Origin of the sequence: Gordonia phosphorivorans (assembly GCF_042432625.1) — a bacterium.
In the GTDB taxonomy this organism is placed as follows: Bacteria; Actinomycetota; Actinomycetes; order Mycobacteriales; family Mycobacteriaceae; genus Gordonia; species Gordonia phosphorivorans.
In genome coordinates this window covers 97,501-121,119 of sequence record NZ_JBHLWV010000006.1, presented here as the reverse complement: position 1 = coordinate 121,119, position 23,619 = coordinate 97,501, and the positions used below count along the sequence as shown (strand labels likewise).

General features: G+C 66.5%; 21 protein-coding genes and 1 pseudogene. 10 read left to right on the top strand and 12 right to left on the bottom strand.

Annotated elements, in window-relative coordinates; all coding sequences use genetic code 11:
* The first annotated feature begins 171 nt into the window (after window positions 1–171).
* The 5 genes from ACFFJD_RS02075 (at window position 172) to ACFFJD_RS02055 (ending at window position 6,071) form a co-directional block, all read left to right on the top strand.
* A complete protein-coding gene (locus ACFFJD_RS02075) occupies window positions 172–333 on the top strand; it encodes a hypothetical protein (RefSeq protein ID WP_382360191.1) in 162 nt (53 codons plus the stop codon).
* Window positions 330–959 carry a hypothetical protein gene (locus ACFFJD_RS02070; RefSeq protein ID WP_382360188.1) on the top strand — a complete coding sequence of 210 codons (630 nt, stop codon included), beginning with the start codon at window positions 330–332 and terminating at the stop codon, window positions 957–959. The genes ACFFJD_RS02075 and ACFFJD_RS02070 overlap by 4 nt, the downstream gene beginning before the upstream one ends.
* A gap of 56 nt (window positions 960–1,015) precedes the next feature.
* Window positions 1,016–4,174 (top strand): transglycosylase family protein, encoded by a 3,159-nt coding sequence (locus ACFFJD_RS02065; RefSeq protein ID WP_382360185.1) that lies wholly within the window; start codon window positions 1,016–1,018, stop codon window positions 4,172–4,174.
* 87 nt (window positions 4,175–4,261) lie between these two features.
* On the top strand, window positions 4,262–4,822 hold the full coding sequence (locus ACFFJD_RS02060) for a hypothetical protein (RefSeq protein ID WP_382360182.1): 561 nt from the start codon (window positions 4,262–4,264) through the stop codon (window positions 4,820–4,822).
* A gap of 61 nt (window positions 4,823–4,883) precedes the next feature.
* Window positions 4,884–6,071, top strand: coding sequence for a hypothetical protein (locus tag ACFFJD_RS02055; protein ID WP_382360179.1), 1,188 nt, complete (start codon window positions 4,884–4,886; stop codon window positions 6,069–6,071).
* A gap of 53 nt (window positions 6,072–6,124) precedes the next feature.
* Here ACFFJD_RS02055 and ACFFJD_RS02050 read toward each other — a convergent pair whose 3' ends face one another.
* The 7 genes from ACFFJD_RS02050 to ACFFJD_RS02020 form a co-directional block, all read right to left on the bottom strand.
* Window positions 6,125–6,421, bottom strand: coding sequence for a hypothetical protein (locus ACFFJD_RS02050; protein WP_382360176.1), 297 nt, complete (start codon window positions 6,419–6,421; stop codon window positions 6,125–6,127).
* Window positions 6,422–6,537: 116 nt separating this feature from the next.
* A complete protein-coding gene (locus tag ACFFJD_RS02045) occupies window positions 6,538–7,335 on the bottom strand; it encodes a hypothetical protein (RefSeq protein WP_382360173.1) in 798 nt (265 codons plus the stop codon).
* Between the two features lie 2 nt (window positions 7,336–7,337).
* Entirely contained in the window at window positions 7,338–8,393 is a 1,056-nt protein-coding gene (locus tag ACFFJD_RS02040) for a hypothetical protein (protein ID WP_382360170.1), read from the bottom strand.
* Between the two features lie 771 nt (window positions 8,394–9,164).
* Window positions 9,165–10,892, bottom strand: a complete 1,728-nt coding sequence (locus ACFFJD_RS02035) for a DEAD/DEAH box helicase family protein (RefSeq protein ID WP_382360167.1) — start codon at window positions 10,890–10,892, stop codon at window positions 9,165–9,167.
* 1 nt (window position 10,893) lies between these two features.
* Window positions 10,894–11,265 (bottom strand): hypothetical protein, encoded by a 372-nt coding sequence (locus tag ACFFJD_RS02030; protein ID WP_382360164.1) that lies wholly within the window; start codon window positions 11,263–11,265, stop codon window positions 10,894–10,896.
* Between the two features lie 78 nt (window positions 11,266–11,343).
* Window positions 11,344–13,647: an exonuclease domain-containing protein gene (locus ACFFJD_RS02025; protein WP_382360161.1), complete on the bottom strand. Its 2,304-nt coding sequence runs from the start codon at window positions 13,645–13,647 to the stop codon at window positions 11,344–11,346.
* Window positions 13,648–14,039: 392 nt separating this feature from the next.
* Entirely contained in the window at window positions 14,040–14,597 is a 558-nt protein-coding gene (locus tag ACFFJD_RS02020; RefSeq protein ID WP_382360158.1) for a hypothetical protein, read from the bottom strand.
* Window positions 14,598–14,673: 76 nt separating this feature from the next.
* On the opposite strand from ACFFJD_RS02020, the gene ACFFJD_RS02015 reads away from it, so the two are divergent.
* A complete protein-coding gene (locus tag ACFFJD_RS02015) occupies window positions 14,674–15,006 on the top strand; it encodes a transposase (RefSeq protein ID WP_382360155.1) in 333 nt (110 codons plus the stop codon).
* Here ACFFJD_RS02015 and ACFFJD_RS02010 read toward each other — a convergent pair.
* Window positions 14,975–15,316, bottom strand: a complete 342-nt coding sequence (locus ACFFJD_RS02010) for a hypothetical protein (protein WP_382360152.1) — start codon at window positions 15,314–15,316, stop codon at window positions 14,975–14,977. The two genes, ACFFJD_RS02015 and ACFFJD_RS02010, sit on opposite strands and share 32 nt — an antisense overlap.
* A 224-nt stretch (window positions 15,317–15,540) precedes the next feature.
* Here ACFFJD_RS02010 and ACFFJD_RS02005 point away from each other — a divergent pair, with 224 nt between their 5' ends.
* Window positions 15,541–16,539, top strand: a complete 999-nt coding sequence (locus tag ACFFJD_RS02005) for a tyrosine-type recombinase/integrase (RefSeq protein WP_382360149.1) — start codon at window positions 15,541–15,543, stop codon at window positions 16,537–16,539.
* Between the two features lie 14 nt (window positions 16,540–16,553).
* On the opposite strand, the gene ACFFJD_RS02000 is transcribed toward ACFFJD_RS02005, so the two are convergent.
* The 4 genes and pseudogenes from ACFFJD_RS02000 to ACFFJD_RS01985 form a co-directional block, all read right to left on the bottom strand.
* Window positions 16,554–17,156 carry a hypothetical protein gene (locus ACFFJD_RS02000; RefSeq protein WP_382360146.1) on the bottom strand — a complete coding sequence of 201 codons (603 nt, stop codon included), beginning with the start codon at window positions 17,154–17,156 and terminating at the stop codon, window positions 16,554–16,556.
* Between the two features lie 118 nt (window positions 17,157–17,274).
* Complete coding sequence (locus ACFFJD_RS01995) at window positions 17,275–17,706, bottom strand: hypothetical protein (protein ID WP_382360143.1); 432 nt, start codon at window positions 17,704–17,706, stop codon at window positions 17,275–17,277.
* Between the two features lie 71 nt (window positions 17,707–17,777).
* Window positions 17,778–18,374 (bottom strand): hypothetical protein, encoded by a 597-nt coding sequence (locus ACFFJD_RS01990; protein WP_382360140.1) that lies wholly within the window; start codon window positions 18,372–18,374, stop codon window positions 17,778–17,780.
* 356 nt (window positions 18,375–18,730) lie between these two features.
* A pseudogene (locus ACFFJD_RS01985) lies at window positions 18,731–18,865 on the bottom strand (ISL3 family transposase); the annotation flags it as partial.
* Window positions 18,866–19,270: 405 nt separating this feature from the next.
* Here ACFFJD_RS01985 and ACFFJD_RS01980 point away from each other — a divergent pair.
* The 3 genes from ACFFJD_RS01980 to ACFFJD_RS01970 are packed head-to-tail and all read left to right on the top strand — an operon-like array spanning window position 19,271 to window position 23,541.
* Window positions 19,271–20,926 (top strand): ABC-F family ATP-binding cassette domain-containing protein, encoded by a 1,656-nt coding sequence (locus ACFFJD_RS01980; protein ID WP_246997545.1) that lies wholly within the window; start codon window positions 19,271–19,273, stop codon window positions 20,924–20,926.
* Window positions 20,923–22,191 (top strand): MFS transporter, encoded by a 1,269-nt coding sequence (locus tag ACFFJD_RS01975; RefSeq protein WP_132064188.1) that lies wholly within the window; start codon window positions 20,923–20,925, stop codon window positions 22,189–22,191. The genes ACFFJD_RS01980 and ACFFJD_RS01975 overlap by 4 nt, the downstream gene beginning before the upstream one ends.
* Before the next feature lie 15 nt (window positions 22,192–22,206).
* Window positions 22,207–23,541 (top strand): ISL3 family transposase, encoded by a 1,335-nt coding sequence (locus ACFFJD_RS01970; protein ID WP_246997549.1) that lies wholly within the window; start codon window positions 22,207–22,209, stop codon window positions 23,539–23,541.
* The last annotated feature ends 78 nt before the right edge of the window (window positions 23,542–23,619 follow it).

Below are 23,619 nucleotides of genomic sequence, written 5' to 3'. Positions count from 1 at the left end.
CGCGTATCCGCGACCTCTGCGGCCAGCAGACCGGCACCGCGGCGTGCCGTCACCAGCATTCCAACTTCGCGACCCTCCACCCCAGTGGAACCGGCGCATACGCCGACTACTGCTGGCGGAGACGAGGTGTGGCTGCTGCGTGCGGTGAGGTCGCCATGGAAGCGGTGGCTGATGGTTGGAATGCTGGCCGCGATCGTGGGCGGGTTCTCATGGACTGAACCGGCAGCGATCTGGCTGTTCGCGATCGTCGCGGTCGACGTCGTGGTCAGCTGCGCCTGGATGACGGTGAAACGTCTGATCGGCCAGGCCAGAACCCGCCGGGGCGCACCATGATCGTGCGCCGCCTGCTGGCCGGCCTCGCGGCGGCGGCGGTTGCCCTGGTACCAGCCTGCTCGAACACCATCGGGAACAGCCCCACAACCTACGACGGCGTCGAGTCGACGTTGGAGTTGCCAGGACCGGAGTCGACTGGGCCGACACAAGGCGAAGACTCGAGTGCGGGAACCGATCACGTTCGGGCGACCCCGACAGCGGTGGCTGGCACCTCCGACCAAGCGGTCGGATCAGTGTGCGAAGCATTCGCGGTCGGCTACGGAGAGTTCTCTCCCTTCGACTTTGAACCGGCCGCGGACTGGATGGCGCGCTGGGACATGTACGCCTCCACCGCCTTCATCGGCCAAGAACAGCTGAACGTGGTCAATACGTGGTCGTGGACGTGGCAGCGCAAGGTCAAAGCGTTCGATGTGCGCATCCTCAAACCCGCCAAGGTCACCGGCGAAGGGGCGCGGCGCACCGCGGTCGTGGCCACCGACCGACTCATCCTCGGCATGAACCAGACCGGCGACAAAGCGACGACCCAGCAGGTCACCTTCACCTGCGACATGCTCGTGCGCGGCGCCAGTGAACGCGCCCAAGTAGTCAACGTGACCCAGACCTCCCCTGGCCCTCCCGAGCAGTGACGATGAATCAGCCGGGCGGTGCAGGGCGACGCCGGATCAGTGGTGCAGGCGCCCCGATGGGGCCCGCGCGGGGCGCTGGCCCGCGAGCGCCGAAGAAGCCTGACGGCACGGCGAAGAAGGCTGCCAACACCGCGGTCCGCAAGGGCGCCAGCTCAGCGTTGACCGCGGCCACCGGTGGTGTAGCCGCACCAGTGGCCGGCATGGTCACCAGCTTCATCGGCACCGACGAGAAAGCGAAACGGCGGCGGCGACTGCTGTTCATGGGAGCTGGCGGCTCGTTCCTGCTGATGGTGACTTCCCTTGTCGTGCTGATGATGCTGATCCTGGGCATCCCGCTGATGGGGGCCGGAGCTGGAGCTGCAGGCACCCAGGCCCCGGCCGCAGGCCAATGCTTGGATGTCACCGCCCCCCGAATCACCAACGGCGGTGGCGGCAGTGGGCGCACGGCGGCCGCCGGGAGCCTCGGTGCGCCGTTGGACGCGGAGTACATGAAGTCGGCGAGCGGGTTCGGCAGCCGAGACGCACCCGCCGCCGGTGCCACGTCCTGGCACGACGGCATCGACTTCTCCGGGGCCAACATTCACGGGAAGCCGATCTACGCCGTCGCCGACGGTGTCGTCGAGCAGGCCGGGCCAGCGTCCGGGTACGGGAACTGGGTGCTGCTCAACCACACCGTCGGCGGTCAGCGCGTGACCACCCTGTACGGGCACATCGAGGACGGCCACCTCAAGGTCAAGCCCGGACAGAAGGTGAAGGCCGGCCAGCACATCGCCGATGTCGGCAATGCAGGAGTGTCGACCGGCCCGCACCTGCATTTCGGGGTGTACCCGGGCGGATGGAAGTCGCAGGGCGGCGTCGACCCGATGCCGTGGCTGAGCAAGTTCAAGGCGGCGTCCGCCGACTCCGACTCTGCCGCCGGCGACGCGCCGACCGCAGATCGGGCGGCGGCCACGAAGGCACCGACCTCATCGGATCAGGTCACCGAGGAGGACTGGGACAAACTCGCGAAGCTGGAGTCGGGCAACAACTGGAAGATCAACACCGGCAACGGCTACTACGGGGGCGTCCAGTTCACGGCGTCGACATGGACGGCCAACGGTGGCGGCCGGTACGCGAAGCTGCCGCACGAGGCGACCAAGGCTGAGCAGATGGAAGTCGCTAACCAGGTCCTGAAGACGCAGGGGTGGGGGGCGTGGCCGCCGTCGGCGCCTGCGGGGATCCGGCACAAGAAGCCTGCACCGGCAGGCACCTTCGCTGGGGGCGGCGACACCAAGGGTTCTGCCGCGAGTGACGACAAGGGCGCTGGGGGAAGTGGCGGGGATCTGCCACCCACCACGAAGGGGGAGGAGAAGAACCTTCAGGCCGCCGCGCAACGCGGAATGCGCCTGGCTGCTGCCCGGTTCCCGCAGGTCAAGAACATTGGTGGTCTGCGGACAGGTGCTGGTGCCATGGATCATGGCACCGGTTCGGCTATCGACATCATGGTCGAGAACTATGCGTCCGCCGGCGGGATCGCCACCGGCGACAAGATCGCGCAGCTGTTCATCGACAACGCCGGGGAACTCGACGTCAAGTATGTGATCTGGCGTAACCGGATCTGGCAGGGCGGCAACTGGTCCGGGTACGGCTCCAACGGTGGCGACAACGACAAGCACAACAACCATGTGCATGTTTCGTTCAACCAGTCCGGCCCGCCGACGGCCACGGTGAAAGGCCTCGGTGGTGGCGGCGACGGCGGCGGAGGTGAAGGGAAGGACGCCCCGGCCGGGGTGCAGCCGTACGAGCCCGAAGGTGACCAGAAGTCCCAGCAGCTCTCTCCCGAGCAGCAGGTCAATATCAAGGCGCTGATCTCGGCGGCGCGGCGCGCGAAGATCGAACCGGAAGGGCGGGCCGCGGTTCTGGCGATCGCCTATGCCGGAGCTCAAACGAACTTCGTCTCCAAAACGCCGACCTCCGACGATCCTCGGACCGGGATCTTCGGTGAAGTGCCCCTCGATGGCGCCGACACCGGCGAATCCTCAAACCTGGTGAACGTGCCGTACGCGGCGAACCGGTTCTATGCCCGGTTGAAGGAAGTGGCGGCGAAGAACCCGCGGTGGGCCACCGACCAGCTGCCCGACGTGCTGGTGCAGATGTATCCCGAGCAGCGGACGATGGCGCCGACGTACGGGTCGTGGGAGCAGCTGTCGATCGCCGCGGTCACCTCGCTGTGGGAGGACCCGCACGCCCAGGCCGGTTCGGACATGCAGGCCGCTGCCGACGACGTGGAGTGCATGCAGGGCAGTGGCGGGCGCCGACTCAAGCCCGGAACAGTCCCGGAACGGTTCGTGAAGTGGCTGGAGTTGGCCGGGTCGATCTGCGAGGGCATGACCGCGCCGCTGCTGGCGGCGCAAACCGAACAAGAGTCCGGGTTCAACGAGCAGGCAACCTCTGGTGTGGGGGCGATGGGGTCGGCGCAGTTCATGCCGTACACGTGGCCGTCGTGGGGTAAACCGGTCGACGAGAACGGTAAACCTACTGGCCCGGCCGGTGCTGGTGACCCACGCAAGGCGTCGGACGCGACGATGGCGCAAGGCCACATGATGTGCAACGACTACGAGGCCATCGTGAAACTGATCAAGGAAGGCAAGGTCAAGGGTGATCCTGTCGCGTTGACGTTGGCGGCCTACAACGCTGGTCTGGGTGCAGTCATCGCGGCCGGCGGCATGCCGTCCGGTGGTGACTACACCACGCAGACTCAGCCGTACGTCAAGAAGATCATGGAGGCGGCCAAGAAGTTCGACGGCGGCGGCGGGGAGCTCAACACCGGGAGCCGCCGCAGCGGACCGCGCGAACCGTACGGGCTGCCAGTGGGGACTAACACCGGCGGATACGGCAACGGCGGCAACATCTTCCCGTCGTGGGTTCACGACCTCGAACGACGATTCAACGTCAAGGCCTCCACCTATCCGGGGCACCAAGAGTCCGACGGCAAGAACAAGGGCATTGACTGGGTCGGCACGGTGCCCGCGATGCAGAAATTCGCCGAATATCTCAAGACGATCCGCGGCGACCTGGAGCAGGTCATCTGGATGAACCCGACGACAGGGGAGAAGATCGGAATCGCCGACGGACAGCTCGTCGGGCCGGGCACCAGCCAGGCCGGCTACTACGCCGCCGACTGGGCTGGGCATGCCGACCACGTGCATACCCGGCAGAGTTTCTCGTTTAGCTAGCTGCGCCCGCCGGTGGCGCTGCCGCGCACGGTAAAGGCGTCCACCTACCGTTGGGCCATGAAATGTTCCCGCGCCACAGTCTCGGCGGTGGCAGCCATGACGATGGTCGTGGCCGCCACCGCAGGGTGCTCGTCTGGGCCTGAACGATCGCCGGCACCGTACGAGGTGCCCGAGCCCTCCATCGAGCAGCCACGATCGTTGCCCACTGCTGACATCCTCGGCGTCGACCGCGGCGACCCGGTCGCGGTGATGGTGGCAATGTGCACGATCGTGTTCACGCGCGACGCCGCCACCGAAAACTCCTACTCGGCGTCCTACCTGCGGGCCCGAGACTTGATGGCTGACCCGTTGGCTGCCGACCTGACGAAGGCTGGCCAGGTATCGCGCGCGTACCCGAAGTGGGCGTCATGGGTGAGTGAGAAGGCCTGGGTGGATGGGGAGTGCGAACCCAACGAGATCACCAGCGCCGACGGCAGCAACCCGAACACGGACCGGAAAACCATTCAGGTGCTCACGGTCACCGAGACCATCCAGCCGGCAGGCAACGCAGAGGAACGCACCGAACAGGAATGGACGGTGTTCACCACCGCAGAGAAAACCGGCGACGGGAACTGGCAGGTCACCCAGTTCGACTTGGACGCGACGTGATGCCGCTACCGGCGTGCAGTCGCAGCTACTTTGACCGCTGTCGAGAGAAAGGACCAAGCCGATGAATCGACGTGCACTGGGCAACGATGCGGTCGCCGACGCGGGCGCGTCATTCCGCGGGATCGCCGCAAACGACCGCCGCCACAACCGCGACCGAACCACCATTCGGGTTCTCGTGGTGGCACTGGCCGCCTTGTGGGTGGTTGGTGCAGCCCAGTTCTTCTGGGGCACCGCCTGGAATGGTGTGATCGCCGTGTTCGCTGCCGCCGCCATCGGTTCCGGTGCGGCGTTCGTGTACGCGCTGCGCGGCGCTGCGACCGCGGCTATCGCCGGGCTTGGTGCGGGCGCGACCACCGGGTGGCTGGCCTGGTCGGGCGGCTTGAACTGGGGATTCCTGCTTGTCGGGGTGGTGTTGCCGCCGTTGGCAGTGATGGCGGTGATGTCGGCGCGCGCAGAGCAGATTCCTCGACTGTCGGCGGCGGTGATCGCCGCGGTCCTCTGCCCGGCAGTGTTCTTGCTGGCCCCGCTGCTGGGCGGCTGGGTGGTGTTGGTGGCCGGTGTCGCCGTGGTCGCGTTCCTCACCTGGCAGATCGACCTGCCGTATCGGCGCACTGCCAAGCATGCGTCGCTGCGGTCTGGCATCCCCATGCTGTCGACGTCACCGTTCGCGTCCGGCATGTTCGGAGTGGCACCGCCCTCGGGTGTGGACCAGGCGACGCTGAAAGAGCGTGTCGACGCCAACCAGCAGACCGCGCAGGCCTTGGCGAAGCTGCCGGCTGGCTGGTACGTGTTTCATTCGCGGGCGGCGTTCACCGGAGATCTCATCGACCATGTGGTCGTCGGCCCGCCCGGAGTGTTCGTGCTGCGCTCAGAGTTCGCGCCGGGGGTGCTGCGTCTGGAACCGGCGTTCGACGGGGACGACGGAGTCCCGGTGGCCCGTGACGGGGACCGACTGCCGATGATCGTGTCCACCGTGCTGTGTGAGACGGCGGCCGCCGTGGACTTGCACCTGCTGACCCCAGGGCAACGTCGAGTAGCCCGCGCAGTCATGGTGGCGACCGACGCAGTCATCGACGAGTGCGTTCTGCACCAGCAGACCGTCGTCGAGGACGGCGACGATCAAGTCGACTGGGTGGCCCCGGCGAACCTGGTGACTTACCTGAAGGCATCGCCGTCGCTTCGACGGTCGCCGGAGTTCGTCGCCGACCTGGCGACGGTGCTGGACTACCAGCTGCCACCGGTCCGCTAAGACGAGTGAAGGCCCGCCCCGGTCCCCGGGGGCGGGCCTTCACACGTAGGAGGTCAGACTGCCCAGTGGGGGCGGCCGTCGGCAGCAACATTGCTGTGGCTGACCGGGGTGTGCGCGTGCAGGTTCAACAGAACAGTGGCGGACTTGACCGCGGTGATCGACAGCAGGATGAATGCCGGCCACAGGAACCAGACGTCACCGTCCCCACGGAATGCGAGGTACAGGATGCCGACGGGGACGATCGAGGCGATCGTCAGCACCCAGGACCGGATGAGCCCGCCACGCAGCAGGGCGGGGCCGGCCAGCAGCAGAGTGAGGAATGCGGCGAGGATGAGAGCGATGGTGTGCATGAGATGTCGTCTCCTTCCTTCTAGTTCGGCGACATGAGCCATAGGGTATGGCACGCTTCTTTCCGCCTTACCGTACGTCGGGGACACCCGGCAGCGGTGACGGTAGCGGCAGATCGTCAGCCGATGATCAGTGTGTAATCCTGCACGGTGCCCTTGTCGGTGCCGCGTTGAATCCAGCCTGCGAACACGCCCGACAGATCCGAAGTGAGGCCTGTGCGCACCGCGTCGATGTCTACGGCGGCCGCGAAGTAGCCGTTCGCGGACTTGGCGTAGCCGCCTGCGCCAGTGATGGACACTTCACGAGTGTCGATGTCGTAGATCTCCGAATGCGAACCATTCTCAGTCACACAGTCCGGGGTGACGTCGGTGGTCAGCAGGACAGCCTCGGCGCGGGCCGCGACTTTGTCCAAGCCCACCGAGGTGCACGAGCTGGGCGCCGCCTCGGAGGTTTCCCCGTACATGTCGGCCATGGTCGGGGTCGGAGTCGCCGACAGCAGTACGTTCTGTGCCGCCGGCAGACCGCCGATGATCAGCGTGCGGGGAATGTCGGTGTTCCCGGGGTCGATCGTGAACTCGCAGGTCGGTACGCCGTCGCTGGTGGAGCCTTGCTGGGCGACAACCTTCGCGGTGCCGTGAACGGGCTGGTCTTGCCCGTTCACGCCGTAGGCGTTGATCGCGGCGAGGCTGACATCGACCCCGGTCACCAGCGCGTCGCTGCAGCCGCCGGCGGCAACAAGACCGGACAGGAACTCGCTCACATCGCCGACCGGGGCGGGCAGGGAGACGGCCGAGCCTGTGCCGGTGCTGGAGTTCTGGTCGGGGCGCTCAGGGGACTGGTCATCGCCGCATCCTGCGGCCAACGCCAGCACCGGGAGGAGCGCGGCAGCCGCGAGGGTTCGCCGGTTCAGAGGCACGGTTACTTCACCTTCTCTATGAGGTAGTCGAGCAGAGTCAGGTCGAACACGCCGGGGTGGGCCGAGGAGGAGGGCAGCGATGAGTCGATCTCGCTGTCGGCGCGGCGGGCACCGGCCTCGAGGCGGCGGCTGCCCGTGCGCAGACTGCGGAAACTGGTGGCAGTTGACCGGCGACGGCGTGTGCGCCGCGCTGCCTGGGCTTTCACCGTTCGAGGTTCGGGGGTGTTCCGGCCCGTAGGGCTGGCCGGGGCGGGTTCGGTGGCGGGAGTCGAATCGGGGGGCGAGCTGGTGTCGGCGGCCGGTTGGGTTCCGGCGGTGTGGGCGTCACCGAACGGCGGGTACCCGCTGGCATCGAGGGGTTCCCGGACAGGGGTGTGCCCGTCGAGCACGTCCTGGGCTTCGTCGACGACGTCCTTCCATCGTCGGGGCGCCACGGGAGTGGCTAGCGTCGGGTCGGCCGCGGCCAGGTCCCGGCGACGCTGCTGTTCTTCACGCGAGAGGGAGGTCCACCCGTCGGTGCCGCCGGCGGCGACTGCTTCCATGCGGGCCGCCGCGAGCGCAGCGCGTTGAGCGGAGTCGTGGTGGCGCTTCTGCCACACCTGCCATTCCGCGGTCGTGCGGGTCATGTCCATGCGCAGTTGGGCGTGCGCGAGGTCGAAGCGGGCGTCACCAAGCTCGCGGTAGTAGGGATGGGCGGCTGGATCGTCCGGTGTGGGGGGCATGGCGCGGGCCTGTTCGCGGCGGCGGAGCTCGAGGATGCGGCCTTCGAGGAGTTGCGCGGCCAGTGCGGCGGCTTTGGGGTCTTTCGGGTTAACGGCCAGGAGGTCGCCGAGTTCAGCGGACTGTTCTCGCTGGAAGGCTGCTGTGGCGTACAGGTCGGCGCGGCGGCAGGCGACTTGACGGGCGAGGTCGCGAGCCCGCGCTTCCATGCGCACTCGCGCTGGCCCTGGCGGGGTGTCGTTGAGGGTGGCGGCGAGGCGTTCGAGGCGCCCGGAGATCGACGCCAGCGCACGGTTCTGGCAGCTGGGGCAGCGGGGGCCCGGCTTAGGTCGGCACACGGAATGTTCCTCGGATCATGTTGGAGCGCAAGGCTTAGCGGTCCTGTGTGCCCATTGTGTCGTACCGGCCTTCCGTCGCCGGCGGGTAATAAGAATCACCGATTGGGGGGGTCGTTGCGCATGCATCCGGTCCCTTGTTACTGTGCTCTCAGCGCCGCCCTTCCGGGGCGGGAATCTCCTGGAGCTTGATGATTCGGCACCAGTCGCTAAGCGTCTACGCGGCGCATCGGTTCTTCCGGTGCGCCCATGCTTGCGATCACTGGAGGAGATGAGAGCTATGTTGAGCCCCACACGCACCCCACAGCCTGGCTGTGTGCTTTCGCGTGCGCGGATCCGTTCTCTCGCACAAGGCCACGGCGCTGCCGGGGAAAAAATAATTCGAAGCCAATTCAACGTGCTGTGCGTTGGCGGGGCCGGGGGCCCCGCCAACGCAGAGTGCACGTGGCGCGAATGGACCCTAGAAAGCCGTATGGCCTGGCATAAAGCCAGGCCACAAGGAATTCGAAGCCAAATCTAGACTTTGAGGAAACGTAGGCGTTGCCGCCACCAGAGACTCTTCAGAGAAGATAAGGTTACCCAACTGGCTTAAAGCCAGGACTCCAGCACTTTCAACTTCTGCTGTGTTGGAGCTTTTCGTCACCGATACTACCAATTCGATCCGGGCAGTCAAGGTGTCTCACGTTAGACACATCACAAAGTCACATCGTGTCCGGTTTGACCGAGCTGGCTGTCACCAGCGCAAGTGCCCCCAACACGGAGCGGTTCCGGTCGCTACTCGATGTCGCCGTCGGCCGCTGACAGCCAACTGACCCCGAACATGCCGGCCACCGACTCCCACATCGCGGTACTGGCACCCCCGGACGCTGTCGCCGTCAACGATCTCTCCACCATCACCCGGCTAGCCTCCTCCTCGACGGTGTCCTGCGCGTACAGCAGGAACCACGGCGAGGTCTGCCCATCGCGGTGCGTGCGCCCAATCGTCTGCTGTGCGGCGATCCCCGAGTATCGCGGCTGGTGCATCAACCCGACACGTGGCGCCGACGTCGCCACTCGACCATCGTCGAGTTCCTCCCCGGCGTGAAGGCTGATCGCCGTCGTCTTCGACACCACGCACACCGGCTTGTGGCCCAGTTGGAACGCGAGCCGTTCAGCCTTCGCATCGTGGTCGCCGTAGATGCGGGCACACCCGATCCCAGCTTCCTCGATCATTGCCGCCAACGGATCGGCCGCCGCAGTCACCAGCTCGACAGCCACCACCACCTGCCGACCCTTCCTTGCCTGCGACACCGCCAGCTCGACGGTGTGCTGCACCCGCAAGAACGAAGCCTTCTGCCTGAACCGCAGCAGCGCCGCCCGACCGGCCTCGCTGTCCCCACCGGTGCGCGCAATCTGATTCTCGCGGCGGAACTGCCGCCACTGCGCCTCGTACTGGCGCCGCTGATCGGCCGTCAATGCCACCCCGACCGCACGTACCGGCGCGGGGCCCCACGGTGCGTCCCGAAACACTAACGCCGGCGGACTGGCCCCGGACAGCGTCGCCTGGACCTGCTCGACCGACCGCTGCTGTAACAGCGGGTCGGCCAGGGCCCGCTCGGACCAGCAGTAGGCGCCGGCCCGGAATCGGGACGGCTCCAACGGGTGCCCGGCCGCGATCAGTCGGGCACCGAGATCGCGCCACTGCCCGTACTGTTCGTGGTGGAGCCGCGCGAGCAGGGGAGCCAGCAGCAGGTATTCGGCAGGGTTGTGCCCCAAGGTCGCGGTGATGGCCAGCAGCGGTGACTGGTCGGACTTGCCGAACCCAATCAGCGCCCGCAACGCCTTCGTCCGATCCGATTCGTGGCGGTAGTTCTGCACCTCATCGGCGATTACCAGGTCGAACCGTTCCTGGCGGGCGCCTCTGGGCCCCAGGAGCTTGCGCAACGACTTCGCTTCGGGTGGCATGATCAGCCACTGCATTCCGCCATCACCGAGGCCGGCGATGACTCCTGCCCACGACGAAGTCGTCACCAGTGATGGACGGTCGACAACGACGAGGATCTTCGCGTTCGGCCGATCCTGCAGGAATCGGCGGGCGGCCCACACGGCCGCGAATGTCTTGCCTGTGCCTGTGGCGGCGGTGAGCACCGCGGTACCCCAGGCGGTGAGCGCGGACTCAAGTTCGGCGGCCATCTGCTTCTGCATGGGCCGCGGTACGCGTCGGCGTACCTGCAACGGCGGACCGGGACTGTCATTGAGGGAGTCCTCCAGCCGTCGCAGCCGTGTGTAGGGACGACTGGCGTACTCGGCGAGCACCGCCGGTAGATCGGCCCCGATGTAGGCGTTGACGCCCGGATTCGGGTACCAACGCACGCCGGGCGGCCGGTACCCGTAGGGCACATCGAGCACCCAGACGCGTTCGCCGGCCGCGGCCTCCGGCGGACAGCTGCGGGCCGCGGAGGCCGCCCGGGTGGTGCGTGCCGGGGAACGTCGCCGCCGACGCGACGACGTTGAGCGGGCCACGCTATCCGGCCGGAACGGGGTCGAGAACCTTCAACCGCATGGTGTGGTTGTACAGCTGCGCGACAGCGAGAGCCGCGGCGGCCACATGCTGCGGGGTGGAGGTGTCGATGGCGCGCAGCAATGCGATGTTGGCGCGCAACACCTCCGGTTGCGCCGCCATCATGGCCCGCTGATTCACCTTGTCGATCGCTGTGCCCACCAGGTATTCGGTGGTGGGGTCCTCGTCGAGAATTGCGCGCAGCGTGCTCTTGGTGGCCGGGGAGACGCCGGAACCGGCCCGCCATCGTCCCTGCGTGCAGTTGGCGACCACGATGGTTTCGACGGCGTCAGCGACAGCGTGAATGGATGCGACGTCCTGGTCGGAAAGGGTCATGGCACTCCTTGTGGCTTCAAAGTGCTCACACTGTAGCGGCCACATCTTTCCCGGCCGGGGCGCGCGCGGGCCGGCCGCTCACAGCAGCATTCCCGGCGGCGCGGTGCGCTGGGCGGAGAGTTGCTTAGGTTCGAGGAGGTGCCCGGGGTTGAGTGCGTGGCGGGCCCGCGTCACCGCGACGTACGCCAGGCGTTGCTCGTCGACGATGTCCTCCGGCGACGGAGCGTGGGGGCCGGCGTGGTCCTCGTCGATGACGAAGTCGTCAGCGATCTTGACCCGATCGAACTCCAGTCCCTTGGCGCTGTGGGCGGTGCTGGCCACGAACGAGGCGCGCTGCGGGGAAGTCAGGCTCTTGAGAGCCGACTCGATGGCGTCGATGCCGCGTTCTTCGATGAGTTTGGTCTGGGTGGCCAGTTCACTGCTGCCGGGCTGCTGCTCCACAAACTCCAGCAGCTGCGGCCAGGTGGAGAACGCGGCGAACGCCGGATCGGACGGTTCCTGCCCGGCCTTGAGCTGGCGGGCCACCCCGCAGAACTTGAGCGCCCGATCGGTGTCGCCGATCAGGGCCGCGGACTTCCCGGCCTGTTGGGCGGCGATCACTTCTTCCAATGCGCCTGCGTTGGTGCGGGCCAGTACCGCGGTGACGTCCCGCATCCCCCAGTCGACGACGTCGTCGATGGCAGGGTTGCCGCGTACCCGCAGCTTCTCGCCGAGTTTGGCGAGGTACACGTTGGCTGCCTCGGCGATCGACTCGCCGAACCGGAACGACTGCGTCAGGGCGGCGGTGTGGTCGGCGGGCAGGCGGCGCAGGGAGTCCACGGCGCCGGTGAACCGGAAGATGGCCTGCCCGGAGTCGCCGACGAACACGCGCTGCAGATGGTGCTGGTCGCCGACGATCTGCATGGCGAGCGGCGCCGCATCTTGCGCCTCATCGAACAACAGAGCGTCCCCACTGTGACCAAAGGTGGGGCGCATGTCGGCGAACAGCTTCATGTACGACGAATGCGTGAATCGGACGGCGAAACTGTCCGGGTTCAGGATGTCCTTCCAGGCCCGCTTGGCGACCGGAACCACCACGTCGGCCAACTGGCCGTGCGCGAGGGTGCCCGCACCGATCCCGGCGATGTCGGGCAGGTGCGCGGCGGTGATCGTCTCGTCGATGGTGTTGCAGAACTTCTCCACGGTCTGCAACGCGATCCGGCCGACCGCGTACGACGACATCAGCCGCGGCCCGTCCGGCAGATCCACCACCACCTTGCGTGGCAGGATCGCCGCCGCCGTCGTCGACCACGTCGGCAACTCCGCGTTCAGCTTGCCCAGCAGCGGACCGTAGGAGGTGTTCGCCAGCCGCCGCTTGGCCAGGGCGTGCACGGTCATCGCCTCGGTGTTGTCGGGGTAGGAGCCGCACGCTTCGCGAGCCACTTCGGCACTGAACGCGAGCACCAGCAGCTTGCGGTTCGGCAGACGTCGGGCATCCAGGCGGGCGAGCGCCCGCAGCAACGTCGACTTGCCGCTGCCGGCACCGGCGGTCAGCTTGAGGTCACCGCCAGCGGTGTACAGGTCCACGGCGTTGCGCTGCTCACTGGTCGGCGCGAAGCCGCCGAACGCGTCGCGCAGCACACTGTCGTAGGAGACCGGCGGGTCCTGCACGAGAGGCGGGGCCGTCGGGGTGCGACGCGCCGTCCGGGGAGACGACCGCGGGCTGTCGATCACGGTGGCGCCCAGCTCGCGGCGAAGAAGATCAGCAGCTGCTGCACCGTCATCGACGCTGCCGGTGGTCAGCGGTTCCAACGCCGAAATGTTGAGCGTGGAGATCAGGTAGGCGGCGAGCGCACCGCACGCGTAGGCGTCATCGAGGGCGCGGTGCGAGTTCACTCCGGGCAGCCCGAGCATGGACAACAGGTCCGCGAGCTTGTACGACGGCGCGTCGAGGTGGGCGCGGGCCGTCGCCAACGTGCACAGTCCCTGCCACGCCGGAATGGTGGTGTTGCGCCGCCGGAAGGCCGCCGACAGCATCCGATTCTCGAAGCTGATGTTCTGGGCGACCACACCGGCCTTGCCTACGAACTCGACCAGGTCATCGAGGGCGGCGTCCAGGGGAGGCGCGGACCGGATCTGCTGATCGGAGATCCCGTGCACGCGGCGGGCCCGCGCCGGCAGCGGCACGTTGGCCCCCGGGTTGACGATCTGGGAGAACCGGTCGTGCACCGTCCCGTCCGGCGCCATTTTCACCGCGCCGATCTCGACGATCCGATCCACGTCCGAGGTGAACCCGGTGGTCTCCAAGTCGATGGCCACGAAGTAGTTGGAGGCGAGCACACCGCGCCCGCTGTCGGGGCGGAACGCTTTGCGGGGCGTGATGATCAGCGACGTGTCGGACACGGCGACTCCTGAACTGGATTGGCTTCGAATTGCCTTCCAGTATCCGAGCGGCCTCTGACGGCAGCGGCACGCAAACTCTCCCGGAGCTGCCGTGATGGGTGGCGGCGTACGGCTGATGGCCAGCTGGTCGTTGTTGGTCCCTGCTCACACCGGCCAAAGCGGGCTGTATGAGCGATTCCGGGGACAACGGGTCCTCCTCCGACGTTTCAATCGGTGCCCGCTCTACCATTCCCGCGCTGGCGTCGCGTAGGCGATGCTGGCAAGGGGTGGTCGGTCAAGTCGCCGTCGCAGCGCTCGCCGTTCCGCCACCGGTTTCTTATTTCGTGTGCAGATGAGCTGAATTGGGAGCCCGTTCTGGACAGCAGCGGAAGCGCGACTGAGGGCAGCCACTGTCAGTCCCACGTGGGTGACCATTGCGGCGGCGGCATGTATGTCGCACGTGCGCGGGCTTCAAGTTCGAGCCCTTCTTGAGTCTTCAGGGCGCGAATAAGCCACGGTTCAGTCGCTACGTAGCCTTCGCGCGCACCCCACTCAACGCACTGCTCAAGATTGGAGGTCAGTACATCAAGCCGGTCATCATTGCCGCCAGCGGTGATTGTTTCCGACTCTCCTTGATGTACGCCGACGCCAACGGTGAGATGCCCATCGGTAGTGACTCTTAGGTAGGTGTCCCACTCTTCACGAGGGTTATTCGTTACGAGCGTGAGCTCGAATTGCGTTGGGTAGTTGCCACTGTCATACGCATATTCCGGTTGTCGAACTATCCACCAATTGTGCTCGGCGTCAGACTTGGCAGATGCCCGTTCTAGGACTGAGAGCATGGCGGAAGCCAGGTCAACGCTACCGAAATCTCGGTCCGGCAAGGTGGCCCGCTTGACCTCCGAACCGGCTCGATACTCAAGTGTGCGGTCGAGCAGATCTACGATCAGCGTTGTCTCGGTGGAGTGCATCTGGTGAATCTAACCTAGTTAAGCCCTGCTTCGCAGGATCTTCGTACCTGATAGTTCGCAGGTTATTTCAGGACAAATGCGGGCAACACCGTGGGGCAAGAATCTCATGTACAAGATACTGCGGTGTATCCGCACTGAATTGCCCGCCGACCTGCCTGAACTGGCTCAACTCGGACGAAGACTGTGGACCCGATGGGCCGATATCCTGGTCTACTTCGACATCAGCGTCTATTACGGTTCGACGGAAGCCGTCGACGGACGCTTTGAACTCTTCCGCTGGACTGCTCAGGGCTTCGGCAATTTCGACCACTTTCATCTTGTGGTATCTACGGTCAGCTCGCCGAACGAGTCAGCGCACTCTAACTACGAGGGTCCGGCTAGGAAATCAGCGCGGTACGCGTGGCGTTGAACCAGCGGCGGGTACGGGTTAGTCCGGCCTGTTGGTCGGCTTCGCCGCCGGTGATGCCCCACAGGTCGAACGCCCAGCGCTCCATCGCCGACTCGGCGGTCTCATCGAACTCGGCGAGGACAGCGTCGTCGTCGAGCAGGACAGCGACGGCGAGCGATTCGCCGGTCGACCACACGTACTGGAAGGGGCCCCAGCCGTGCTGCTGGACGGCGTGTGCGCGTTGTAGGAGATCGGCGCGGGCGTCGATGAGCTCATCGTCGGTCTTGCCCTGGAAGACGCGGTCGAAGGCTTCGTGGGACTGGTCGCTCATAGTGCGCACTCCATCTGTTGCCAGCCAGTCTGCCACCGGGCCGGCGGGAGCGCAGTCGAACCCGCGCCGCGTCATCGGAGGCCATGCCGTCTGCGAGGTGTGCGCCGACAACCGAGCACGGCAGTCATAATATCTAATATGTTGGATGTGGAAAGGTGCTGGCAGTCAGTCCGCCAGGCGCTCTCCACGTAGAACCCGAGGCGACACGACTGAAAGCGGGAACGGTGAGCTCCACGGTCAGCGGCGACTTCCCGGACTGGTTCGACCGATACCTGCAGTCGCGTCGGCGCCTCAAGAAGTCTCCACACACCCTCGCCGCCATCCGTAGCGACTTCACCGTGATCGGCCGCCACCTTGCCGCCGGCGCCCCTCTAGGCCAGCTTGGGGTGGAACGGTTGACGGGCAGGCGACTGGAGGCGGCGTTCGCGCGCTACGCCGACGACTACGCCGCGAACTCGTACTTGCGGGCCCGGTCGACGTGGATGCAGCTGTGCCAATGGTTGGCGAACCAGCAGCTGATCGTCGGGCCCTCCCCGATGCGGAACGTGGAGGCAGTCAAACCCGAATCCGGTCCCCCGAAGTCGTTGACCTTCGACCAGTTCCAGGATCTTCTAGGCGCAGTGGACCAGGTCAATGCGCCGCCACAGTCATGGCCGGAACTGGAGAAGGCGATCATCTTGCTCGGAGTGCTCGCCGGGCCGCGCGAGGCGGAACTGCGGGCCCTGAACATCGGGGACATCCGCATGTCTGAGCAGGGGCCGGTCCTGCACATTCATGGCAAAGGCAACAAGCGGCGGCAAGTGCCCGTCGAGGTTGCGGCGCTCGCGATCCTCGGCAGCTATCTGCAGACCCGGGAACGACTGTTCGGCGCAACCCGCCGCCGCGGCGACCCGGAGGAACCGTTAACCCGCTTCGCTCCGACTGATCCGCTGTTCGTTGGCTCTGACGGGCAGCGCCTAACCCGCGGGTCGATGCAGTACCGCATGGTTCGCGCCTTCTCTCGCGCCGGTATCACCCGCCCCGAGGGGGCGCTGATGCACACGCTGCGCCATTCCTACGCGACGGCGCTCGCCGACGCCGGGATCGACACGTACAAGCTGCGGGCCCTGCTGGGGCATGAATCCTTGAACAGCACCCAGCGGTACATCGCGGCCGCCGGCCAGGACCATCGGTCGGCGGCCGCCGCGAACTCCCTGTATCGACTCGTCAATGAGCCCGAGTAGTGGCTAGCGGCCAGCTATTCGGGCTGGTCGTCGTGTGGCGTTCCTTCGTTGTCGGCCGTCGCCATCTGGCGGCTCCAGTACGCCGCGGCAGCCAATGTCGCGGTAGCGATAGACGCAGGTAGGAGGAATACCAGGCCCGCGTCATGGAAGTACCAGCCCGAGATGTACGCCTCGAGCAGCCAGCTTCCGGTAATCACGAAACACAGCGCTAGCCACGGTCCTCGCGTGTCGACCTTCGCGTGGCTGGCTGCGAGTGAATGCAGACGGTCCACGGTCAGGCGGGGTGTGTCTTCGGTCTGCCCTTCGGGAGCCGCGTAGGCCTCGGCGGCGATACGGATATTGCTGATCAGTGTCACCACGATGCCCAAGAGAACGAGACCTACAAGCTGCGAACTGAACTGCTGCACGAGGTGCGTCGCCTCGTAGTCGCGACCCAAGTTCGCGGTCACCAGTAGCACGACGGCGCCGATGAGCACGGTGAACCACCACGACAGCATGTAGACGCGGCTGCCTGCCTTCTCCTTGGGTGAGCCGTAGGTCGAGGCCACGAGGTACGGCACCACAGCGGCGAGCCCACTGGCCCCCACGCAGATCGCGACGACGACGAACCGGTCCATCCCGGCCGATTCCCTCATCGGATTGTCGGCGCTGCCCTACTTTGCTGGCACTACTGAGAACCTTGCGGCACGGGAGAGCGTTCGGGTCGCCAGGCTACGACGCCTACGCCTGCTGCTGCTAGTAACCGGCAGCGCAGGCCACCGCACGGGCCGCTTCGTTGCTGTCACCGCGCACCCCGACATCGGTACCCGGTGGGGCCGTCGAGTAGGCGGTGGTGCCGCCGACCGCATACAAACGGCCGTCCCTAAGCACCCACAGTCCCGGCTCACGACTGCTCGGTTCACCGTTGTAGGTGACGATCGCGGCCACGAAGGTCAGGTCACCGTCGGTGGACTGGGCGGACATGGACAGGTCAGTGCGGTCTTGCAGGGTGGCGCGGATCTGGTCGAGGAGTTCGGTGTCGGCGCGCGCGCAGCCGGGAACCTTCGGAATGCTGAACGGCGGCGCCGACTCCCCCGCCGGCTCATCCCACGCCGACCCGGGCGGGTCGACCTCGTCGAGGTTGCTGTTGGGCAGCGATCCGGCGCCCATGAACACAGCAACAACCACCCCGATCACCAGAACGAGTCCGATGGCCAGCGACGCTGGCAGCAGCCACGGAGGTGCCGGCCTGTGGTGTCTCACTGCGCTGCCGCGGGCAGTCGCCGTGTCCGGTTCTCGATGCTGAGCGGGCTGCGGTGCTCGACGAATCCGTGCAGGGCGGACCGGTACAGGTGCGGTCGGGTCTGCAGTGCGGTACGCGCGGCGTCCGGCCCGTACGTGTCGGTGGCCTGCCGGTCGGCCGCGCACACCAGCTGCACGTGGACTTGATACCGTTCCCAGCCCACCCAGGCCGCGCCGGCGGCGAGCACGGCGGCGAACACGGCCCCAGTGAACAGCCAGATGCCGCCAACGAACATCACGCACATCGCGGCCACCGCCCCCAGTGTCAGAGCGTTGTTCAGCAGTCGGACCCTGCGGGTCTTCGGGTCGGTGCTGGCGTCGAGTAGGACCGACTGCTGGGTCAGCAGCCAGCGGCCGGCGTCGGAGAAGGCCAACGCGGACAGGTCCGCGTCGGAGACGACGAGGTCGACTACCGGCTGCGGGGCCCGGAATGGGCGGCGCAGCGACAGCGTGGTGTGGCAGCGGCGAGCCTGAGTGGACCCGACTGGTCGGCCGGTGATCAGTCCGGTGTTGCGGGTCCACCATTGCAGTTCACGTTCGCGGTTCTGGCGCATCGATCCTCCTTCGCGGTCAGCGCCCATGATCGCAGCCGCGTCTTCCCGCCGCCCCGCCTGCGGGTGCCGCTGTCGCCGGTGAGGGCGGCGCAGACTGGGCTCACCGAGATGGGGACTGACTATCCGACCCGGCAGCCCGCCAGGTCACTGACCTCACTGGAGGTTCCTCATGTCCGCTTCGTACATTGCGCGTTTGCAGGCCACCCGCGACGAGCTGCTGGAGCTGCAGGCCCGGCTTGCTCGCGGAATGCTCCGGCAGTGGTCGGGCATGGACGCTTGGGCTCGGTCGGCGGTGGTGGAGTCGATGGCGCAGAACCGCCACCAGATTGACGGCTCATCCCAATCAAGGGTGTAGTCGGGCCTTGGCCTTCGGACGTGGGCAGTCTCCTGGCGATGTGCTTGGTGAGAATGCGAGACCCGAGCGCGCTCGCGCGGAGGTGCTCGAGCCGACCACTGATCGCCTTTGACGACCCGTTCGACGTGCCGCGGCGCGCGGTGACGCGGCCGCTCAGACGACTCGTGGGCCAAGCCCATCGGGTCGCGGTGTTGCGCAGGGCACCCTCAGCCATACCGGCGGGACCAGTGGTTGCGGGCGCGGGGTTCGGCAATGTTAGACGAGGACTGCGTGGTCGAGTTCGAGGTGCCAGCCAGTCGAACAGCTGGGCCCCGTCCGTCGCCTAACGTGGCAGCAGATCGGCTGCAGGAAGACATACCGGCGGCATGCGGTACACTTTTTCCGTGCATCTGTACTTCCTGTGACGGCTGAGTAGGCCCACCGCGCTCGTTGAGTATTCCGAGTCTGCGGCGGCCGCTCGTTCTGACCCTTCTGGGTCGCCGTCAGTTGCGTACCTATCTGCCTGTTCGTGGCCGGTGGTGCGTCGTCTCGAAGGACTTCAATGCTCACCCCGACAAACCGTCATCCGGCGCGCCAGCGCGCGCAGCTCATCGCTTCCGACGTGTCTTTAATGCGCGGAGCCACGCCCGTTCTCCATCATGTCGACCTCACCCTCACTTTCTCATCGCGTGTCGCGATCGTGGGCGAGAACGGGCGGGGGAAATCGACGCTCCTGCAGGTGCTCGCTGGCGTCCTGGCCCCGGACTCCGGAACAGTCCAGTGCATCGGCACGATCGGTGTTGCCGAGCAAGAGATGACCGCCACTGACAGTCGAACTGTTGGACAGGCGGTCACGGAGGCGATCGCCGAACCTCTGGCCGCGTTGGAGGCACTCGACGCCGCCGCTCTCGCTCTCGCGGACAACACGGACCGGGCGGAGGAGCAGTACGCGGCCGCGTTGGAACATGCCGAAGCGCTCGATGCGTGGGATGCCGAACGGCGCGTGCAGATCGCGCTCGAAGCGCTCGACGCGGAGACGGACACGACCAGGCTTCTCGCAGACCTCTCGGTGGGACAGCGTTATCGGGTACGGCTGGCGTGCCTTCTGGGCGCCGATCACGACTTTCTCCTGCTTGATGAGCCCACCAACCACCTCGACCGAAGCGGGCTCGGGTTCTTGGCCACGCAGCTCCGAGCGCGGAGCGGGGGTGTTGTCGTCGTCAGCCACGATCGTGCGCTGCTGTCCGACATCGCGGAGACCATCGTCGACCTCGACCCGACGCCGGACGATCGGCCGCGCGTGTACGGGAATGGCTATGCCGGCTACCGGGAGGGGCGCCTGGCCGAGCGGGAACGCTGGGAACAGGACTACGACCGCCAGCAGGCCGAGCATGCTCGACTGCAGGACAGTCTCAGCGCCGCGCAGAACCGATTGGTCTCGGGATGGAGACCAGAGAAGGGCACCAACAAGCATGGGCGCGCCACCCGGGCCAGCGGGCTCGTGCAGAACGTGCACCGACGCCAGGAAGCACTGGAAGCCCACGCCGTCACCGTGCCGGAACCGCCTCAGCTCTTCCGGTTCCCCGACCTCCCCACACGCACTGGGGCGGTTCTCCTCAGCGTCGATCAGGTCAGCGTCGCTGGGCGGTTGACCCGGCCAGTGTCGTTCTCACTCTCCCACCGCGGCCGTCTCGTCGTGACCGGCCCGAACGGTGCCGGCAAGTCCACACTGCTGAGCGTGGTCGGCGGTGAGCTGGCGCCGGACACGGGAGCGGTTCGAACGCCTCGGAGCACGCGCTTGGGCTTTCTCCATCAGGAGACGACCCTGCCGCCTGAGCGGAGAGCGAGCGAGGTGTACGCCACGCACGTCGGCGCGCTGGTGTCCGAAGGCACTTTGCTGGAGTCGGATGCGATCGGGCTCTCTCAGCTTGGTCTGCTGCGCCCGCGCGAGGCGGGCAAACGAGTGGGTGAGCTCTCGATGGGGCAGCAGCGCCGGCTCGATCTGGCGCTCGTGCTCGCGATGCGCCCGCATGTGCTGCTCCTGGACGAACCCACCAACCACCTTTCCATCGCGCTCGTTGACGAACTCACCGACGCGCTCGGAGCAACCACGGCGGCGGTCGTCCTGTCAACGCACGATCGGCAGCTGCTCCGTGACGTTGACGAATGGCCGAGCCTCGAACTGACTTCGATGGTCGAAGGCGAGGCCCTGGTATGAGCGAAATGAACCTCAACCGGATACGTGCCCTGCGGCCACTGGCTTCGCGGGACTATCGCCTCCTGTTCGCCGCGGTCGGCATCGAGGTCTTCGGCACCGGGATGTGGACCATCGTGATGGTCTTCCAAGTGCTCGCGCTCGATGACAGCCCGCTCGCGCTCTCAGCGGTCGCAACAGGGATGAGCTTGGGCCTGTTCACCTTCTCGATCCTTGGTGGCGTTGTCGCCGATCGGTTCTCCAAACGCCGCATCATCATCACCGTGCAGGGATGCACCGCGGCTGTGATGATCGTGGTGGCAGTCCTGTCCCTCACCGAGACGATCGAACTGTGTCACGTCGGCGTTGCCTCATTCGCGATGGGCGCAGGAAGCGCGTTCTTCTACCCCGCCTACAGCGCGTATTTACCTCAGGTGCTTCCGCCTGAGCAGCTCCTCGCAGCGAACGGGCTCGAAGGCGCTCTCCGCCCCTCATTGGGGCAGGGCCTCGGTCCCGCCCTCGGCGGAGTCATCGTCGGCATATTCTTCCCCGCCATCGGGGCCGTCATCGTCGCAGCCTCGTACGCAATCGCGTTCATCCTCACCCTGTTCCTCAGCCGACGCGACGAGCCGACCACGGCCACGTCTCCGGAGCAGCACACGAGCGTGTGGGGCGACCTTCGAGCAGGCGTGAACTATGTGGTTCACACCCGCTGGTTGCTCTGGACCCTGATTTTCGGATCCTCGCTCGCTCTCATCATCCAGGGACCGATCGAAGTGCTGCTGCCCTTCATCACTCGCGACAGGTTCGAGGACGCCGAATCCACGTTCGGCTTCCTTCTCGCCGCATTCGGCATCGGTGGGGCTATCGGCTCACTCGTTGTGTCGTCGCTGAAACTCCCGCGTCGCTACCTCACGTTCATGATCGCCTGTTGGGGCGGCGGAACCCTCCCCCTCGCGGTCATCGGCGTCGCCGACAATCTGATCCTGATGCTCGCAGCCCTGTTCATCGTCGGCGCAGCGACCGGAGCCGGTGTCGTCATCTGGGGAACCCTGCTGCAACGCTTGGTGCCGCTCGACATGATCGGCCGAGTCGCGAGCCTCGACTTCTTCGTCTCGATAACCTTCATGCCGGTCTCGATCGCGGTCGCAGGACCGCTCTCGCTGCTCGTACCCATCCCGGTGATTTTCACCATCGCCGGCATCGCTCCACCCGTACTTGCGCTGATCGCGTTGCTGGCAGGACGTATGCGCGAAAGCGAGATAGAACGCCTTCTGGACGAACGGTGAGAGGCGACTGTCGACATGCCCAACGCTTCCGTCCGGGCGGGCTTCACCTGCCCGGACTTGACCACATTCTGCCGACTCGACGAGCTTGACCTCGTCGTCACCGGCCAACGCCTCGAGCCCGGCCGAGCGGTGCTGGCCTGCCGGGTTCTCACATCGGACGAGTGGTGTCGGCGCTGCGGCGCCGAAGGGACTCCTCGTGACACCGTCGTCCGGCGTCTTGCACATGAGCCGCTGGGCTGGCGACCCACCGTCCTCGAGGTCGCGGTGCGTCGCTACCGCTGCATTGGCTGCGGGCACGTCTGGCGCCAAGACACTACCCGGGCGGCCGAGCCGCGGGCGAGGCTCTCGCGCCGCGGGCTGCGGTGGGCACTCGAAGCGCTGGTCGTGCAGCACCTGACGATCGCCCGGATCGCCGAGGCGCTCGACGTCGCGTGGGACACCGCCAACGACGCCGTTCTCGCCGAGGGCAAGCGTGTTCTTATCGATGACGAGCACCGTCTCAACGGTGTGAAGGTCGTCGGGGTCGACGAGCACGCCTGGAGGCACACCCGGCGCGGTGACAAGTACGTCACCGTGATTGTCGACCTCACTCCGGTCCGTGACGGCACTGGGCCTGCGCGGCTGCTCGACATGGTCGAAGGCCGTTCCAAGCAGGCGTTCAAGACCTGGCTGACTGAGCGTGACGAGGCCTGGCGTGAGGGGATCGAGGTGATCGCGATGGACGGGTTCACCGGCTTCAAGACCGCTGCGGTTGAGGAACTCCCGGACGTAGTGACCGTGATGGATCCGTTCCACGTCACGCGCCTGGCTGGCGAGGCGCTCGATGAGTGTCGCCGCCGGGTGCAGCAGTCCATCCACGGCCACCGCGGCCGCAAGGACGACCCTCTCTACTCCGCACGGCGGACCCTGGCCACCGGCGCTGGCCTGCTCACCGACAAGCAGATCGACCGACTACAGCGACTGTTCGACCCCGCCATCCACGGCGATGCCCATGTCGAGGTCGAGGCGACCTGGGGCATCTACCAGCGCATGATCGCCGCCTACCGCCATGAAGACCGCCGCTGCGGCCGCCAGCTGATGACCGCGCTGATCGACTCCGTCAGCACCGGCGTCCCGCCGGCCCTGGTCGAGGTCGCCAAACTCGGACGGACGTTGAAGAAGCGGGCCGACGACGTGCTCGCCTACTTCGACCGGCCCGGCACTAGCAACGGACCGACCGAGGCCATCAACGGACGACTCGAGCACCTCCGAGGCTCCGCACTCGGGTTCCGCAACCTCACCAATTACATCGCCAGGTCCCTGCTCGAGGCCGGCGGATTCAGACCACGACTACACCCTCGATTGGGATGAGCCAGATTGACTGCTACACCCGGCAGGTGGCGTGGGAACGGCACCTGGCTGGGGAAAAGGTGGTGCCGGTACCGGCAG